Origin of the sequence: Microbacterium sp. (assembly GCF_047606385.1) — a bacterium.
GTDB lineage: Bacteria > Actinomycetota > Actinomycetes > Actinomycetales > Microbacteriaceae > Microbacterium.
Genome location: NZ_JASGEL010000034.1, coordinates 24,484 through 40,505, shown reverse-complemented (window position 1 = coordinate 40,505; position 16,022 = coordinate 24,484). Strand labels below are relative to the sequence as shown.

Sequence of the window (16,022 nt, the reverse complement as noted above, 5' to 3'; positions counted from 1 at the left end):
CGTGGGGTGGTCAATCAGCGACCGGATCACCGCGGAGATCGTCGTGGACGCGCTCGAGATGGCCCGCTGGCGACGTCGCCCCGAACCCGGCACCGTCGTTCACGCGGATCGAGGAGCGCAGTACACCTCGTGGCTCTTCGGACACCGGCTGCGCCAAGCCGGGCTCCTCGGATCGATGGGCAGAGTCGCCTCCAGCGTCGACAACGCCCTCATCGAGAGCTTCTGGTCGACGATGCAACGCGAGCTCCTGGACCGCTCCGTCTGGACCTCGCGAGCCGAGCTGTCGTCGGCAATGTTCGAGTGGATCGAAGCGTTCTACAACCCCACCCGCCGCCACACCGCCCTCGGCAACCTCAGTCCTGTGGAGTTCGAACGACTTCACACCACCACCGCAGAAGCGGCATGATCAACACATACAACCCGTCCGGGAAAGCAGGTCAGGCTCCATCCGGGTCAAGCGCGACGACTGGGGCGCGATCGACATCCCGCTGATCGAGTACGCGGTGGCGTTCCCGATCCCGCCCGAACTGCGCACCGTCGACCCGACGTCCCCTGTCGAGCTGCTCGCGGCGACCCCGTCGTGAACGCCGCCGGCGGCCCGTTCGTCCGCGTTACCGTGAGCTGATAGCGCTGATTCGGGCGCACCCGCGAATCGGTGAACGCGGTGTTCAGCAAGCGGAGGGCGTCGAGTCATGCGGGTCTGGTCGCTGCATCCCCGCTTCCTGGATGGCAAGGGTCTCGTGGCCTGCTGGCGGGAGACGCTGCTCGCCCAGGCCGTGCTGGCGGGACGCACACGCGGCTACACCCGGCATCCGCAGCTGGTCCGCTTCCGGGCACAGGACGATCCGCTCCGCTCCGTCGACGCCTACCTGGTCGGGCTGGCGGACGCGGCCGATCTACGGGGCTTCCGCTTCGATCGAACCCGGATCGACCGATCCGGCACGAGGAACGGGTTGATCGCGGTTACGGATGGGCAGCTTGCCTACGAGTGGGCGCACCTCCAGGCGAAACTGGCCGAACGGAGCCCGCAGATAGCCGCGCGGTGGCATGGTGCCGCACCTGAGTCGCACCCGCTGTTCCATGTCGTCCCCGGCCCCGTCGAGGACTGGGAACGGCCAACCCCAAGCTCAGCGCAGCCCAGGTCCCTCGACAGCGGCGCGTGAACAGCCGCCGCCTCATCTGCAAGACGCGTGGCAACATCGCTTTGTGGATGAGGTCAGGCCGAAAAGGCGGTCCCGCACACAAGACAGAAGATGCGGCGGGTCGCCTCTTCGGGAACCTTCAGCGGTTCGTTAGAGTGGCACGGCGGCTCAACCATCACCATGTCATCCGGCTCCGTCAGTGGATCAGGGGTTTCGATATCGAGACTGAATGACGGGTTGGGCTTGTAGGTGAAGCCCTGCAGGCCCTTGAACATGTCCGCCATTGAGTCCTTGATGACCTGGTCAATGGCGTCTCCGGCACTGCCGTAACCATACTCAAGTTGGGCTGGCGTCCACCAGGAGTCGAGGCCGGAAGGTTCGCCGCAGAGCGGGCAGAAGTACTGGGTGGCTGGCTCGGCGTTCGGATCGCCTTCGTCGTGGCTGAACCACTTGAACTCGCGTTCGCAGGTTGGGCATTCACGTCGGAGGAAGCCGTCGCTGTCGAGGGGAAGGCTCACTGAAATTCGGATCTCATCGTCCATTGTCGTCATCCGTTCATGTCAAGGAACACGTCCTGCGTGTGTTGCTCGCCGCCATCAGTGCGAGCAGTGATCGTGACGTCGAAAGCGTCGTCCATCCCCGCGCCGCCAAAGACCATGCGCGATGTCATCACATCGATGGTGACCGAGCGCCCACCGCCAGGGACTTTAGGAATCACCGGAAGTCCAGTGGATCGCAGGTCGATGCCCGCTTTCTCCGGAACCGTAAGTGTGACGTCATAGGCCGTTTCTGTGCCCCGATTGATCACCTGGAGCTTGTCGATGCGGTTCCCGCCCTTGTTGAAGTACTTGAGGTCAAAGTCGATCGGCTTCCGCGCAGGCGCGGCGCTCGGCAGGCGCCGCCCGAGCGCAAGACCGTTGCCAGGCGGAGGCGGCGCAGTAAAGTCACCCGTGGTGTGCCAGTCCGTGCCAGTCAGATCTACGTCGCAGCCCGCGGTCTTGAGCCTGGTTGCGAGCGCCTGGCGGCTGGCCGAAGAGTTGCTCAGCCGGATCGAATGGCGACCGGCCACATCGCTGAACGGGCGCACCTCTCCGACCTCGACGAGCACCGTGCGCTTCGCATCTCGGCCGAGCGCCATCCCTGCCTCGAAGAGAACATTGGGCCGAGCTTGCGCGGCAGGCTGGATCTCGACATCACCTTCACCGTGGCCGTAGCGCGGTTGCAGGTAGGCGACCTCGTCTGGGGTCATGAGCACGACGATGGCTGTGGCGTGCGTGAACGCAGCGTCGAGCACCTGCCCGATGTACGGCGAGCCCTCGCCTGTTAGTTCGACGGCGGTCGTCCACTCCATTGGCGACAGGTTGATACTGCGGAGGAAGTCGAACATTGCCTTGCGAAGGGCCTCGTTGCGGCCATGTACGACAAAGACGGACCGCCTATCACTCAGACTGCCCACGGCCGCCCTCCTCTCCGCCGGTGACGTCATGACCCTTGAGGGTAAGTACGGCCTTGAGATGGTTCTCCCATCCCTCTTTGTGGATGATTCGGTCGTAGTCAGCTTCTGGATCTGAGAGAAGGTCGATTCGGCTGCGGCGGCTGAGCGTGGTCCAGTCCTCGTACATCACATACAGGGCGTTCCCGTAGTCGAGATTTTCCAGCACGACAAGGTCCTCACGAAACTTGAATCCAAAGTAGCGAGAGAATTCTCCTTCTCCTACGATGACCGCTCCCGGGTGGAACCCCTCCACAGCTTCGTATCTGTTCTGCATGGTCTTCAAGCGCGGACTTCCTGGGGCGCGCTTCAAACGCGTCAGAACCCTGGTGAAGCTGGCTTCACCCCTCGGGAGAAGCTCCCATGTCACTTGCTGGTCGTCCAGCCAATCAGCGACCGACAGCGTCGAGGAAACGATAGAAGCGTGAGCGTTGAGGTTCTCCCTCAGGAGTGAAGCTGCCAGGTGAAGGTCGCGCTCATCGAGTTCCGTGCGCTCGAACACGCGATCAACGCGGAAGCCGATAGTGACCTGTCCGTCCGCTGTGTCCTCGACGTCGATAAGGATCGGCAGCTGCTTCGCGTACCAGACGTCCTTCCGGAAGACCTCACGCGTGGAGTAGTGCACATGGCTACCGCGCTTCCAGTCTCCGAAGTTGGGAACTTCCCATCCGCCAATAACCTTCTCGACCTTCGGGAGGTCCTTGCGCACGAAGAGCCTGCCGTCGATGTTGTACCGAGACCACCTGCCGTTGGTGGCTTCGGGCACCACGGCTTCAGCGTGTTGCACAGATTCTCCGTCTGAAGTGATCCCAAGGTGCTCAAGCGCACCCGACGCCAGGTCCGAGAGCGAGTATGTCCGCGCCTTGCTCACGTAGAAGGTGTCCGTCGAGCAACGATCAACCAAGTCGTTGATGAAGCTAGGGATCTTGGCATATCCGGGCATCTGAACCTCCTCGTGGTTCAAGTTGCCGCCACTGGAGGCGGACGGTCCTGTGCACTACTGCGCTTGCGGAACCGATGCTACTAGGGTAGCATGATTCATGCAAAGGGTGATGAACCCATGACGAGTAGATCGATAAAGAGGATGCGATAGCGTAAATCTGGCCATGTTGTTCTGGGTGAGGTGGAGCGCTTGCGTGTCGTCTTCGAGGATGATGATCTTCGGCGTCTGGCCGAAGACGTGTCCTATGCGCCACGGCGCTGGGGCGCAGACATCATCAAGGCGTACCGGAAGAAGATCCAGGTACTGCGCGCGGCCACTGACGAACGAGACCTATATGCGATGCGTTCCCTCCGGTTGGAGCAGCTCAAGGGCAACCGGGCCGGAACCTCATCCATCCGCCTGAATGACCAGTTCAGGCTCATCATCAAGTTCGAAACGGATGACGACGGCCGGATGGTCATCGTCATCGAGATGGTTGATTACCACTGAAGGAGAGTGACGATCATGAGTACGCCGATGGCTGCCGAGGTGTTCCCGGCCGGGGAACACCTGGCTGACGAACTCGACGCGCGCGGCTGGACTCAGGCCGACTTTGCGGAGATTCTGGGACGACCGGCACAGTTCGTCTCCGAGATCATCTCCGGCAAAAAGGAGATCACTCGCGAGTCCGCCGCGCAGATCGCGGCTGCGCTCGGAACAAGCGCAGAGTTCTGGCTCAAGCTTCAGGACTCTTATCTCCTCTGGAAGCAAGCACAGGATTCGCGCACCAGGGAGAGCCTTGACGCCGTAAAGACCCGCGCCAGGTTGCGTGAGTTAGCACCGGTCGCCTTGCTGAGGAAGCGTGGCTTCATCACCGCGTCTGATCCAGACGGGCAGTCGAAAGAGGTCCTTCACCTCTTTGGGATGCAGAGCCTTGATGAGGAGCTGACGGTCAGATTCGCCGCCAGGCGAAGCAACACGGACGAGGCAGTGACAGTGCTTCAGCAAGCCTGGGTCGCGTGCGTCAAGGCCAGTGCACGTGAGCTGCAGGTTGCGCCATACTCCCGTGATCGACTTCGAGAGTTGGCCGAGCAACTCTCGGAAAGGGCACGCAATCCGGAGGAGTTTGCCGCCTTCCAAGCGTCTTTCGCGGAAGTCGGAGTGAAGCTGGTCTACGTTGAAGCGTTCCCCGGAGGGAAGCTCGATGGGTGCGCACTGATCGTCGATGAAACCCCCGTGATCGGCATCTCCGGTCGGTGGAAGCGGCTAGACAAAGTGCTCTTCACAATCCTTCATGAGACCGCCCATGTTCTGCTGGGCCACGTCTCAGAGGACGGGGGAGTCATCGTTGATGACCTATCTGAAGAGAGTCAGGACGAGGAAACGGAAGCCGATCGGCTTGCTGGAGAACTGGCTATCTCGGGGCCGCTTCCCGTCGTTCCCGAACGGCCAAGCGCGACCTGGGCGCAGACGGAGGCGGACGCATTGGGTGTGCACCCGATCACGCTGATCGGCAGGCTTCAAAATGACGGCCTGTTGTCGTGGAAAACTACCCTCGTTCGCGACGCGCCCAACGTTACCAATCAGCTCGAACGATGGACGACACTCGTCCCAGCCTGAACGACGTCACCTCGGCTTCTCCCACACCGTCATCCGGCTCACCTCGAACCGTCGCGCGATCGACGTGACGCTCTCGCCGCTGTCACGGGCCGTTTGAATCGTGTCCATCTGTTTGGCCGTCAGAGGCGTTCGACTCCGTCTCTTTGGTTCCGTCACCGCCCCGACGAGCCCAGAATCAGCCACGCCGCCCGACGACCCGAGCCCGCGCTTCGCCAGTTCCCACACGGTTTCCAGCCGTTCGACGCGCTTCCACTCATGTGATTGGAGTCCGCCGCGCTCCACCAAGGTGCTTTTATCAAAAGTGCACACGACAGCTCCATGAGGCCGCCCCCGACGGGCGGCCTCAGTCGTTTCCGGGCGAATCTGGATTGGTGGTGAGGTCGGCGAATGGCTCGTTGAGCTCGGAGCGGATCTGAGCCGGTTCGGGGCCGAGGAAGACACCGGCGAAGATCGTCCGGTTCAACTGCTTCCGCACCGTCTCCGGAGCATTCGCATACGTCGCGTGGGCGTCTTCGAGCACGTAGAGCGCGTCCCGAACCTGGGCTTCGAGGCTCGCCCCCGTCGGTCTCGGCAAGGCGTCGTTCGCGGTCGAGTCGCGCTCGCTCAGCTCTGAGGCGACGCTGTTCGGCGAGGAAGAGGTCGCGGGGCAGCGCCTCGGCGTAGTAGACGTCGAGCAGCTTGGCCTGGTTCGTCTCGCTCGCTACGGCTTGCTCGGCGACGGCGTCGAGTCGTTCGGCGTTGACGACCTGCTGTCGGCGGAGACTCGTCAGCGCGACCTGCTCGACCTGCTCTCGCTGTTGCGGGCTCAGCTGGATCCAGCGATACAGGTCTTCGACACGCTGTTCGACGATCGCGATGGGCAGCGCTTTGCGTTGCGTGCAGGTGGAGTCGCGGCGGCGGTGGCAGACGTAGTAGTCGTAGGTTCGACCGGACTTTGTCTGCGTGCTCTGCACGATGAGTCGCCGGCCGCACTCGAAGCAGAAGACCGTGCCCTTCAGATAGTGGTCGTGGATACGCGAGCGCTCGCCGTTGCGGCGGGCGGCCAGAATGTCCTGCACGGCCGCCCAGGTCACCGGATCGATGAGCGGCTCGTGACGGCCGGGATGCTCGACGCCGTTGAAGGTGACGGTGCCCTGGTAATACACGTTGCGAAGCAGATGGTGGACGCTGCGAGCGGTCAGCGGCTGCGCCGGAGTGTTCGGGCCAGGCTTGGTCGTCATCCCTCGCGCGTTGAGCTCGGCGGCGAGCCGCGTGATGCTCCACTCCCCGGATGCGTAGGCACGGAACGCCCAGGTGATGTGCGGGCCACGGTCAGTGTCGATGGTGATCGTGCGGATCTCCCGGCCGTCATCGTCGAAATGGCGCTCGTTGAGGTACCCGAGCGGTGCACGGCCCGGGGTTCCTCCATTCGCTGCTTTCTGTCGCATCCCCTTCATCACCTCGGTGGCGAGATTCTGGGAGTAGAACTCCGCGATCGACGCCATGATCCCATGCAGCAGTCTGCCGCTCGGCGAGGCGTTGATCGCCTCGGTCGTGGAGACGAGCTTCGCGCCGGCCGCGTGGATCTCATCCGTCAGGTGCGCGTCGTCGCCCCGGTTCCGGGCGAGCCGATCGACCTTGTGCACGATGACGTAGTCGATCTCGTGCGAGCGGATGTAGTCGAGCATGCGCTGCAGCTCGGGACGCGCGGTCGAGCGGCCGGAGCGTCCGCGGTCGACGAACTCCGCCGAGACGAGCGCGCCGAGTTCATGCGCGCGGCGTCGGTTCGCATCGCGGTTGCGCCGGGATCGAGTGCCCTTCCTCATCGAAGCCGTTCGAAGCCTGGCGTGGTGTGGAGACGCGCAGGTAGGACACGGCGCGAAGGAAGAGAGGAGGGACATCGTCTGAAGGATTGAGCACGCTCAGCACGATGAGTGCTGTGGAAACCTGGCCGCCGCATGAGCCTGGCCGGTAAACTTCTGAAAACCGCTGACGGAAGGAGCCGCATCATGTCGATCACGACCATCACCACCGCTCAGCGTGCCGAGCGCGAGCGTCAGGTCGCCGAGGCCATCCACTCCGGTGAGATGGAAGGACTGCCCACCAGTGAGGCGACCAAGGCCGACGCCGACAAGTACGTCGCCGGCGAGATCGACCTCGCCGAGCTCGAGGCCCGGGTGCGCGCCCGCTACGGGATTGCCTGACTTCGTCGACCCCTACCTCGATCCGGCAACGGGGATTCTGAAGAACCTCGTCGGCGCGGCCACGCAGGCTGAGCTGGATGCGGCGTCGATAGCTCTTCGGCCGACGATGAACTCTGGGACCGATCGGCCCAGGTCGTCGCGTCCCAGCGGTCGGGGTGCATCGATTCCTGCCTCCATGCGCCAGGAGCCTAGTCAGGGGAACAGCGGATTGGTTGCGGGAACGATCGCGTCGTCGCTGCGGCACGTGTCCTCACGCGACCCTCACGGTCGCTCGCCAAGCGCGCGAACGCGATGATCACGCCGATGCCCAGCATCGCCATGACGATGACGAGGACCGGCGAGCCGTTCTCGGCCGCCACGCTCGAGGTGTCGGAGCGATCGAACGCAGCGATGACGTCAGCTCGGGCGTCTATCGCTGACCGTGGCTGCGCAGCTATCTGCCGCGCTGGCTCGTTGAGTCCGAGCAGGTTCAGTCCGTCGAACCCGTAGAAGGCCCCACCGGTCATGTTGATCTGCAGGAACACATCGCGGGCGTGCTCCGCGACACCTGCGGCGACATCCTTTCGAGGATCCAATCCCGCCAGGCGCCATTGGTCGCCCTGCTCCTCCGCGACTGTTGTCCCGATGATCGCACCCTCGCTGTCGTACGCGACTGCGATCCATCCGTCGAGTGTTCCGAGCGGATTTTCGCTCGCGCCATCCACATATGCCTGGCTGATCGAGTAGACAGGCCGCGGCTCTCCGAAACCGGCAGCCTGAGCACACGCGGCGGCGATCTCAGATGCTCCGGTCGCACACGCGAACGCCGCAACGACCGCGAGCGGCGCGACGGCGTCGTCGACAACCGGACATGCGAACGACGTCGTCACCTCGGGCGACGTGATCCCATCGGCCACGGCCGGGCAGGTCGTCACGGCGGACACGACGGATGCTGCGACAGCGCCGTCTGCGACGGGGACGCTCGGCCACCACAGCGACATCACGGCTATGCCGGCCGACATCGCCACCGTCCCGATCACGCCCACGGTGTCAGTGTCGGCCTGCGAGGTGCCGTTTGCAAGGCCCGCCCGCCCGGCCTCGGCGAGTACCTACGGCGACACCCTCGGAGGAGACGGCGCCTCCACCGCCCCGATGGGATACGAATGGTGGGTGCCCGGCCACAACACCTTCAGGCAGTTCAGCGCGCTCCCCGGCCAGATCGACGGTGTCGGGTCAACGATTGTCGTGTCGGCGTACATCGTGAAGGACCAGCAGTAACGCTCATGCGTAACCCCCTCACCGGCGATGCGGCGTTCCTCACCTGGAGGAACGCCGTGGTCGCCGGCGTTGCCGGTCCCGTGCTGGTCTTCTTCGCGATCGCCGTCGGCGTCAGCGATCAATCATTCGACTCGATCGCGGGCCCTGGGGGCTTCGTGCTGCTCACGGTCGCGTCTGCGGCAATTTCAAGCGTCGTGTTCGCGGTCACTGCGGTGGTCACGAGTCTCATCACGGCTGCCATCTTGGCTGTTGCGGGCTTTCGCCCGGCGAACATCTGGGGGCGGGTCATCGTTGTGGTGCTGTTGAGCGCGCAGTGCTATCTCTTCTTCAGGCTGCCCACCTTCAAGCCGCAGATCCTCGCGGAGGTCGTGCTGTCGGTCGCTCTCGCCCTTCTGCTCCGGCCAAAGCGCCGGAACAGGAGCGACGTTCCCTGACCGCTGCGAGCCTGACGCGGACGCCATCGGCGGCGACGCCGTTGAAGCGTCATCGTCAGGGGCGAGGACCCGTGAGCTGTCTCCGGCGATCGTCGGCGTGAACCGCACCTCGATCGAGGGCGACCTCGTGCCGGTCCGTGCTGCGTTTACAGCGCGGTGCTCGAACGCCATAATCGGGAGCACCTATGTCTCCATCGAAGTCACGCGCGCGGCCCGGCTCGACCCGATTCTCGGGCAGAGCTGGGAACGGGCCCGGCACTGCCTGGCTGGTCGTCGCGACCGCCGCACTGGTGTCGATCCTCTCCGGCGCATTCGTCGATCGCGCGAGCGCCGTGGAGGACACGAACTGGTGGTACGACGCATATCACCTCGGCGACGCCCATGACGCCGGCTGGACCGGTGAGGGAGTGCGGATCGCGGTGATCGACGGGCAGATCGACCCGGACTCGCCGGGACTGGTCGGCGCGGACGTGACCGTGGACGACGATCCGCTGTGCCCGGGCCAGCAGGTGGTCCAGACCGACCCGACCGTGACGAGCGTGCACGGCACGACCGTGACGTCATATCTGGTCGGCAACGGCGACGGCCCCAGCGGCATCCACGGCGTCGCACCGGATGCCTCGGTCACCTTCTACGGCTACGGGGTCGACGGCAACGAGGACTGCGCAGGCGCGGTCGACACCGTCACGGCGGGACCGGATCAGGAGGAGCTGGACATCTCCGCGGCCGCCGTCGGAATCCTGCGCGCGATCGAGGACGGCGCACAGATCATCAACGTCTCCGCGGCATCGGGCTCGACCTACGGCGACTCATGGGTGATCGCGGAGGCGATCGCGCGTGGCGTGGTCATCGTCGCCTCGATGACCAACGACATCACCGCCGAGCCGATCGGGGAGGTCGCCGGCTTCCCGTACACGTACCAGGGAGTGGTCTCGGTGAACGCGATCGACGCCGACGGCAACTTCCAGAAGACCTCGATCGGGAACACGGACAGCACCGACCGCGACACCACGGTGGTCGCCGCCGGCATCCGGATGGCTGCGGTGGGCGTGGAGGGGGACTGGGACGCCACACCGTCCATGAACGGCACCTCCTATGCCACCCCCATCGTCACCGGCATGATCGCCCTGACCGCGCAGAAGTATCCCGACGCCACCGGGAACCAGCTCATCCAGTCCCTGATCCGCAACACCGGGACCGAGGAGCACGAGCTCTCCCACGACGACGAGTACGGATACGGCGCCGCGTCGGCGACCCACATGCTGCAGAACGATCCCACGCAGTATGACGACGTCAACCCGCTGACGGACAAGGTGCTGAGCAGCGCCCCCACCCAGGAACAGGTGGACTTCGTCGCGGCGGCCCTGCAGCAGAACGACGGTGAGCGCTCGGCCGAGACCGCCGCAGCGATCTCCGACACCGCATCCCCGTGGATCTGGCTCCTCGCGGTCGGCGGTCCGGTCCTGCTCGTCGGAGCGGCGTCGGTCGTGGTGCTCCTGCGCGTCAAGCGCCGACGTGCGGCCGTTCGCGCCTAGGCCGAGCGGTCCGCGAACAGCGGACGGGGGGTCGAACGTGACCCGGATGCGAGTGATGAGGCCGTGCTCCACATGGCTCCAGTTCACGGTCGGGATCGGCGGGTCGTCGCCGTGTGCAGGTCGAACCAGGTCATCGCGTCCTGTCCCTCCACCACCCGGGCGTCCAGCGTGAGGTCGGTCATGATCGACTCCGCCATCCCGCGCAGGCCGGCGATGCACTCGTCGGCGCCATGGGCCGTGCCCAGCACCCCGGCGAACTCGACCTCCGGCGCGAGGACCGTGCGCAGCCGGTCGAAGTCACGGTCGCGCCACGCCTCGAAATAGGTGGTGGCGGCTGCGCGCGTGGTCTCGGTCGCATCCATGTGCTCTCCTCTCGTTCGGTGACGTCTCCAGGCTCGTCCGGATGGAATCATCTGTCCAATATCGGTCGGACATCGCACTTATGCTTTCTGAAGATGGAACTGCATCAGCTGCGATACTTCCTCGCGGTCGTCGACGAGGGGACGTTCACCGCGGCCGCGGCGGCCGTGAACGTCAGTCAGTCCGGTGTCAGCACCCAGCTCCGCAAGCTCGAGAACGAGCTCGGCGTGACGCTCATGGAGCGCTCCACGCGGCGGGTCGTGCTCACGCCCGCCGGCCGGCAGCTGGTCCCGCGGGCGCGGGCCGTGCTCGCCGCCGTCGACGAGGTCGCCGCCACCGCCGCCGGCATCCGGGGGCTCGTGACCGGATCGCTGCGGATCGGGACGGTCACCGGTCTCGTCTGGCCGCCGCTGTTCGACGGGCTGGGGGCGATCCACGCCGCGCATCCCGGGATCGAGCTGCACCTGCACGAGGGCACCTCCGAGGATCTCATCGCCGAGGTGCGCGACGGGGCCACGGATGTCGCGGTCGCCGCGTGGTCGGATCGCGAGCCCGACCACATCGAGTTCGTCTCGGTGTTCGACGACGCGCTGGTGGCGGTCGTCGCCGACGACCACCCCTGGGCGGCGCGGGTCCGCATCCGCCCCGCGGAGCTGGCGCACGCAGAGCTCATCGCTCTCCCCGAGGGGACCGGTGCCCGCGCCGCGCTCGACGCGCTGCTCGCACGTGTCGGCTCGGCCGCGGTGCCGCGCTGGGAGGTCTCGTCGCCCGCATACGTGCAGATGCTCGCCAGCCGCGGCATCGGCGTCGGCGTCGTCAGCGAGACCACCGCGCATCGCTGGACGGGGGTGACGGCGCTTCCGATCGCCGACCGGCGGGCACGGTCGGGGCTCGGCGTCGCGTGGCGCCGCAGACCCGGCGATGCCGCTCGCGCGCTGCTGCGGGAGATCCTGCCTCCGGAGGCCGACTCGCCGTGAGCGTCAGGCGCTGACGGCCTCCCGTGCCCGGAGGTCTTTGCGCAGGATCTTGCCGGACGTGGACTTCGGGATCGCGTCGATGAACTCGACGCGTCGCACCTTCTTGTGCGGCGCCACGTTGCCGGCGACGAAGGCGATGACCTCCTCGGCGGTCAGCTGCGAGTCGGGCGCGGCGACCACGAACGCCTTCGGGATCTCCTGCCTGTCCTCGTCGAGCACGCCGATGACGGCGGCGTCCATCACCTTCGGATGGCTCAGCAGCAACGCCTCGAGCTCGGCCGGGGCGATCTGGTAGCCGTGGTACTTGATGAGCTCCTTGGCGCGGTCGACGATCGTGTACCAGCCCCGCCGGTTGTACACCGCGACGTCGCCGGTGTGCAGGAACCCGTCGGCATCCAGCGTCTGCGCGGTCGCCTCGGGCTTGCCGAGGTAGCCGAGCATGACATTGGGGCCCTTGACCCACAGCTCGCCGGGCTCGGTCTCGCCGTTCTCGTCGAACTCGGTGTGCTCCTCGCCGGTCTCGACGTCGACGATCTTGCAGCTGACGTTCGGCAGCGCGAAGCCGACCGAGCTGAGCGGCACGTCCGCGTACTCCGGCGCGGGAGACATCGCATGCGACACCGGGCTGAGCTCGCTCATGCCGTAGCCCTGCAGCATGTGGGCGTGGATGCGGTCGCCGGCGGCGCGGCCGGTGTCGCCGTCCAGCGGCGCGGCGCCGGAGAAGACCGTGCGCACGCTCGAGATGTCGAATTGGTCGACGACCGGGTGCTTGGCGAGCGCCACCGCGATGGGCGGGGCGATGTAGATGTAGGTGCACCGGAATCTCTGGATGTTCGTGAGGAACTCCACGAGATCGAACCTCGGCATCGTGACCAGGCTGGCCCGCACGCGCAGGGCCAGGTTGAGCAGCACCGTCATGCCGTAGATGTGGAAGAACGGCAGCACGGCGAGCACGCGGTCCTCGGCGGTCAGGTCCATGTGCGCGACGCACTGGGTGACGTTGGCCACGAGGTTGCGGTGGCTGAGCATGACGCCCTTCGGGACGCCCGTGGTGCCCGACGAGTAGGGGAGGACGGCGATGTGGGTCGCCGGGTCGAAGGACACCTCCGGCGCGGGGTGACCCTCGCCCAGCAGCTCCCGCAGACTCGGGTGGCCGTCCGCGCCGTCGAGCACGATGAGCCGCTCGGCAGGGATGCCGACTGCCACGGCTGCGGCCGCGGCCTGCGGGAGCAGCGGCCCGACGGTGACGAGCCACGTGGCCGCCGCATCCGTCAGCTGCGTCTCGATCTCGTGCGCGGTGTAGAGCGAGTTGATCGTGGTGACGGTGGCGCCGGCGCGGAGGATCCCGTGGAACGCCGTCGCGAACGCCGGCACGTTCGGGCACAGCAGGGCGACGACGGTGTCGGTGCCGACGCCGCGCGTCGCCAGCGCTCCGGCGAAGGCGTCGATCTGGGCGCGCAGCGCACCGTAGGTCGTCTCCGCGCCGGTGGCCGGGTCGATGAGCGCGGTGCGGGCGAGGTCCGCGGGCTCGAGGGAGGCGAACAGGTCGTCGTAGACGGAGACGTCCGGGATCTCGACGTCGGCGAACGGGCTGGGGAACACGTGCTTCTCCTTTGAAACGTCGTGCGGTGTCCGCGACCGTGCAGGCGGTCCTGGTGTCATCATGCCACCGCCCCCGTCCCGGCACGTCTTCCGACGGCTAACCTGGCCGGATGACGGACGAGAGCACCGACAGCGCCGGGGAGCTGCCGGCGCGAAGCCTGCTGGTGCAGCGGGCGCTGCGCCGGGCGGGCATCGACAGCGAGATCATCGTGCTGCCGGATGCGGCGGCCACCGCGGCCGCGGCCGCCGCGGCCCTGGGCGCCGATGTCGGCGCGATCGCCAACAGCCTCGTCTTCGACGGCGACGGAGAGCCGCTGCTGGTGATGACCAGCGGCGCCCACCGGGTCGATACGGGGGCGCTCGCCGCACGACTCGGCCGCGGGCGCATCCGCCGCGCCACCCCGGAGCAGGTGCGCGCGGCCACCGGACAGGTCATCGGCGGCGTCGCCCCCACCGGGCATCCGGCCCCGATCGAGACGATCGTCGACGAGGCGCTCGCCGTCCATCCTCTGCTGTGGGCCGCCGCCGGCACGCCGCACACGATGTTCGCGCTCACGTTCGACCAGCTCGTGGCGCTGACGGGCGGCACGGTGCACCGGGTCGACTGACCGTCTCGCTAGGTGCCCGACAGCGCGCCGATGCACACCGCGGCGGCCGCGGACCAGGCCTGCGGGCGGCAGGCCGCCGGGTAGGGCACCGGCCGTGACGCGACGGATGCGGCATCCCCGGAGTACAGCTCGGGCATGCGGTAGTCGAACGCCGCGGCCGCGGCCAGCAGCCCCTCGATCAGCGAGGCGGGGTCGAAGCCCTCGGCCGCCAGCCCCCGGACCGCGATCGCCGTGTCGTGCGGCCAGACCGATCCGCGGTGATAGCCGAGCGGCCAGTAGCCGGCGGCGTCCGTCGACAGCGTGCGCAGCCCGAAGCCGGAGTCCAGTCCGGGGGACAGGAGCCGGGCGGCGACCAGGGCGGCCTGGTCATGGTCGAGCAGGCCTGTGCCGAGCAGGTGCCCGAGGTTGGAGGTGAGCGAGTCGACCGGGCGCTTCGCGGCGTCCAGCGCGATCGCCGGATACGCGCCGGCCGCGTCCTCGATCCAGAACGTCTCGTGGAACCGCCGGCGGAGCCGCTGCGCCCAGTCGCGCCACTCGCTCCCGTCCTGGCCGAAGTGCTCGAGCAGGTCCGCCCCGTGCATCGCCGCCTCGTACGCGTACGCCTGCACCTCGCACAGCGCGATCGGCCCCGCCGCGAGCGTGCCGTCCCGCCACTGCACACTGTCCCCGGAGTCCTTCCATCCCTGGTTCGACAGCCCGTGGCCGCTCTCGTCGACGTACTCGAGCAGGCCGTCGCCGTCGCTGTCGCCGAAGTCGCGCATCCAGGCGAGCGCCGCCCGTAGCGCGGGCACCAGCGCCGCGACCTCGTCCTCCGCCATCCCGGCCCGCCACGCGTCGTGCAGCAGGCACACCCACAGCGGGGTCGCGTCGACCGTGCCGTAGTACAGCGGCGGCAGGGAGATCCCCTCGCCGGGGATCTCCAGCGCGTCCTGGCGCAGCTCGTGGATGATCTTGCCCGGCTGCTCCGCCGTGGCGGCGACGGATGCACCGCCCTGCAGGCGGGCGAGCACGCGCAGGGTGGATGCGGCGATCCCCGCGCCCAGCGGCAGCAGCATGCGCGCGGCCCAGATCGAGTCGCGCCCGAACAGGGTGAAGAACCACGGGCTGCCGGCGGCGAGGAACTGCTCGCCCGGCACCCGTGCGCTCTCCAGCCGGAGCGCATCGAGGTCGGCCAGCGCCCGGTCGACCCAGCGGCGCAGCCGCTCGTCGCCCGCCGCGCGGGGCGCGGCCCAGGGCGCAGGACCGGACGGGGCGTGCATGACGGCGCGCTCGTCATGGACCGCGATCGACCAGCCGACCTCGGCGGCGCCGCCGGCGGGAACCTCCACGTCCCACTCGAGCACCAGGTCGTCCCCGTCCGTGCGCGTGCGGGCGTCGTCGGCGCGCACGTCGACGCGGATCGCGCCCCGTGCCCACGACGCGCTCCCGTCGTCGTGTCGCGTGGCGGCGATCGGGGGCACCCGCTGGCCGGACTTGACGGCGTCCATGGCGGCCAGGTCGCTGCGCAGCCGCGCCGTCACCGTGGTGGTCAACGGCCTCGTCAAGGCCGATTCGATGCGGACGGTCTCGTGCGCGCCGGCCGGGGTGACCGATCGGGTGTGGACGGCCCGCAGATGCGGGTCCGCGTCGGCGTCGTCGAGGTGGCGCAGCAGCCGCACGAAGCCGGCGCGGTCGACCGCGTCGTCGAGCATCGCGATCGGCTCGCCCGGCCGGTCGCCGATCGTCACCCGGACGCCGGAGAGCGCGCGGGTGTCGCCCAGGTAGAGGCCCTGGACAGGTGCGTCGCCGATCGACCCGTCGGTGCTCTGCCATGCCTGGACGGGCGCGCGGAGGATGACGTGCTGATCATGGAGGAGGGGCTGCAGGTGCATGGGGGATCCGTGGGTGGGG

At 67.2% G+C, this 16,022-nt stretch carries 18 protein-coding genes; 9 read left to right on the top strand and 9 right to left on the bottom strand.

What is annotated here, in order from left to right; all coding sequences use genetic code 11:
* Positions 1–406 (top strand): transposase (locus QM626_RS04110; RefSeq protein ID WP_415074262.1); only part of this gene is annotated, 406 nt, incomplete at its 5' end.
* Between the two features lie 286 nt (positions 407–692).
* Positions 693–1,163: a pyrimidine dimer DNA glycosylase/endonuclease V gene (locus QM626_RS04105; RefSeq protein WP_415074260.1), complete on the top strand. Its 471-nt coding sequence runs from the start codon at positions 693–695 to the stop codon at positions 1,161–1,163.
* 53 nt (positions 1,164–1,216) lie between these two features.
* On the opposite strand, the gene QM626_RS04100 is transcribed toward QM626_RS04105, so the two are convergent.
* Genes QM626_RS04100 through QM626_RS04090 form a run of 3 tightly spaced genes read right to left on the bottom strand, consistent with a single transcriptional unit; the run spans position 1,217 to position 3,577 of the window.
* The gene (locus tag QM626_RS04100) at positions 1,217–1,684 is read right to left on the bottom strand and encodes a hypothetical protein (RefSeq protein ID WP_415074258.1); all 468 of its coding nucleotides are present in this window, start codon (positions 1,682–1,684) and stop codon (positions 1,217–1,219) included.
* A gap of 5 nt (positions 1,685–1,689) precedes the next feature.
* On the bottom strand, positions 1,690–2,628 hold the full coding sequence (locus QM626_RS04095; RefSeq protein WP_415074256.1) for a TIR domain-containing protein: 939 nt from the start codon (positions 2,626–2,628) through the stop codon (positions 1,690–1,692).
* Entirely contained in the window at positions 2,582–3,577 is a 996-nt protein-coding gene (locus QM626_RS04090) for a hypothetical protein (protein ID WP_415074254.1), read from the bottom strand. Before QM626_RS04090 ends, QM626_RS04095 begins: the two co-directional genes overlap by 47 nt.
* A gap of 189 nt (positions 3,578–3,766) precedes the next feature.
* On the opposite strand from QM626_RS04090, the gene QM626_RS04085 reads away from it, so the two are divergent.
* Positions 3,767–4,066 (top strand): type II toxin-antitoxin system RelE/ParE family toxin, encoded by a 300-nt coding sequence (locus QM626_RS04085; protein WP_415074252.1) that lies wholly within the window; start codon positions 3,767–3,769, stop codon positions 4,064–4,066.
* Between the two features lie 15 nt (positions 4,067–4,081).
* The gene (locus QM626_RS04080; protein WP_415074250.1) at positions 4,082–5,176 is read left to right on the top strand and encodes a HigA family addiction module antitoxin; all 1,095 of its coding nucleotides are present in this window, start codon (positions 4,082–4,084) and stop codon (positions 5,174–5,176) included.
* 6 nt (positions 5,177–5,182) lie between these two features.
* Here the strand turns inward: QM626_RS04080 and QM626_RS04075 are convergent, their stop codons facing one another.
* Together QM626_RS04075 and QM626_RS04070 are read right to left on the bottom strand one after the other, a co-directional pair.
* Positions 5,183–5,284, bottom strand: a complete 102-nt coding sequence (locus QM626_RS04075; RefSeq protein WP_415074248.1) for a helix-turn-helix domain-containing protein — start codon at positions 5,282–5,284, stop codon at positions 5,183–5,185.
* A gap of 44 nt (positions 5,285–5,328) precedes the next feature.
* Positions 5,329–6,981 carry a recombinase family protein gene (locus QM626_RS04070; RefSeq protein ID WP_415074246.1) on the bottom strand — a complete coding sequence of 551 codons (1,653 nt, stop codon included), beginning with the start codon at positions 6,979–6,981 and terminating at the stop codon, positions 5,329–5,331.
* A 183-nt stretch (positions 6,982–7,164) separates the two neighbouring features.
* On the opposite strand from QM626_RS04070, the gene QM626_RS04065 reads away from it, so the two are divergent.
* A complete protein-coding gene (locus QM626_RS04065) occupies positions 7,165–7,359 on the top strand; it encodes an antitoxin VbhA family protein (protein ID WP_415074244.1) in 195 nt (64 codons plus the stop codon).
* 188 nt (positions 7,360–7,547) lie between these two features.
* Here QM626_RS04065 and QM626_RS04060 read toward each other — a convergent pair whose 3' ends face one another.
* Positions 7,548–8,384 carry a hypothetical protein gene (locus QM626_RS04060; RefSeq protein WP_415074242.1) on the bottom strand — a complete coding sequence of 279 codons (837 nt, stop codon included), beginning with the start codon at positions 8,382–8,384 and terminating at the stop codon, positions 7,548–7,550.
* Between the two features lie 237 nt (positions 8,385–8,621).
* Here QM626_RS04060 and QM626_RS04055 point away from each other — a divergent pair, with 237 nt between their 5' ends.
* Together QM626_RS04055 and QM626_RS04050 are read left to right on the top strand one after the other, a co-directional pair.
* Complete coding sequence (locus QM626_RS04055; protein WP_415074240.1) at positions 8,622–9,050, top strand: hypothetical protein; 429 nt, start codon at positions 8,622–8,624, stop codon at positions 9,048–9,050.
* A 290-nt stretch (positions 9,051–9,340) separates the two neighbouring features.
* Positions 9,341–10,585 (top strand): S8 family serine peptidase, encoded by a 1,245-nt coding sequence (locus tag QM626_RS04050; RefSeq protein WP_415074238.1) that lies wholly within the window; start codon positions 9,341–9,343, stop codon positions 10,583–10,585.
* Between the two features lie 83 nt (positions 10,586–10,668).
* Here the strand turns inward: QM626_RS04050 and QM626_RS04045 are convergent, their stop codons facing one another.
* Positions 10,669–10,947: a nuclear transport factor 2 family protein gene (locus QM626_RS04045; protein WP_415074236.1), complete on the bottom strand. Its 279-nt coding sequence runs from the start codon at positions 10,945–10,947 to the stop codon at positions 10,669–10,671.
* A gap of 93 nt (positions 10,948–11,040) precedes the next feature.
* Here QM626_RS04045 and QM626_RS04040 point away from each other — a divergent pair, with 93 nt between their 5' ends.
* Positions 11,041–11,922: a LysR family transcriptional regulator gene (locus QM626_RS04040; protein WP_415074234.1), complete on the top strand. Its 882-nt coding sequence runs from the start codon at positions 11,041–11,043 to the stop codon at positions 11,920–11,922.
* A 3-nt stretch (positions 11,923–11,925) separates the two neighbouring features.
* On the opposite strand, the gene QM626_RS04035 is transcribed toward QM626_RS04040, so the two are convergent.
* Positions 11,926–13,524: an AMP-binding protein gene (locus tag QM626_RS04035; RefSeq protein ID WP_415074232.1), complete on the bottom strand. Its 1,599-nt coding sequence runs from the start codon at positions 13,522–13,524 to the stop codon at positions 11,926–11,928.
* A gap of 110 nt (positions 13,525–13,634) precedes the next feature.
* Between QM626_RS04035 and QM626_RS04030 the strand changes: the two genes are divergently transcribed.
* Complete coding sequence (locus QM626_RS04030; protein ID WP_415074230.1) at positions 13,635–14,132, top strand: YbaK/EbsC family protein; 498 nt, start codon at positions 13,635–13,637, stop codon at positions 14,130–14,132.
* A gap of 8 nt (positions 14,133–14,140) precedes the next feature.
* Here the strand turns inward: QM626_RS04030 and QM626_RS04025 are convergent, their stop codons facing one another.
* Positions 14,141–16,003, bottom strand: a complete 1,863-nt coding sequence (locus QM626_RS04025; RefSeq protein WP_415074228.1) for a glycogen debranching N-terminal domain-containing protein — start codon at positions 16,001–16,003, stop codon at positions 14,141–14,143.
* Between the last annotated feature and the right edge of the window lie 19 nt (positions 16,004–16,022).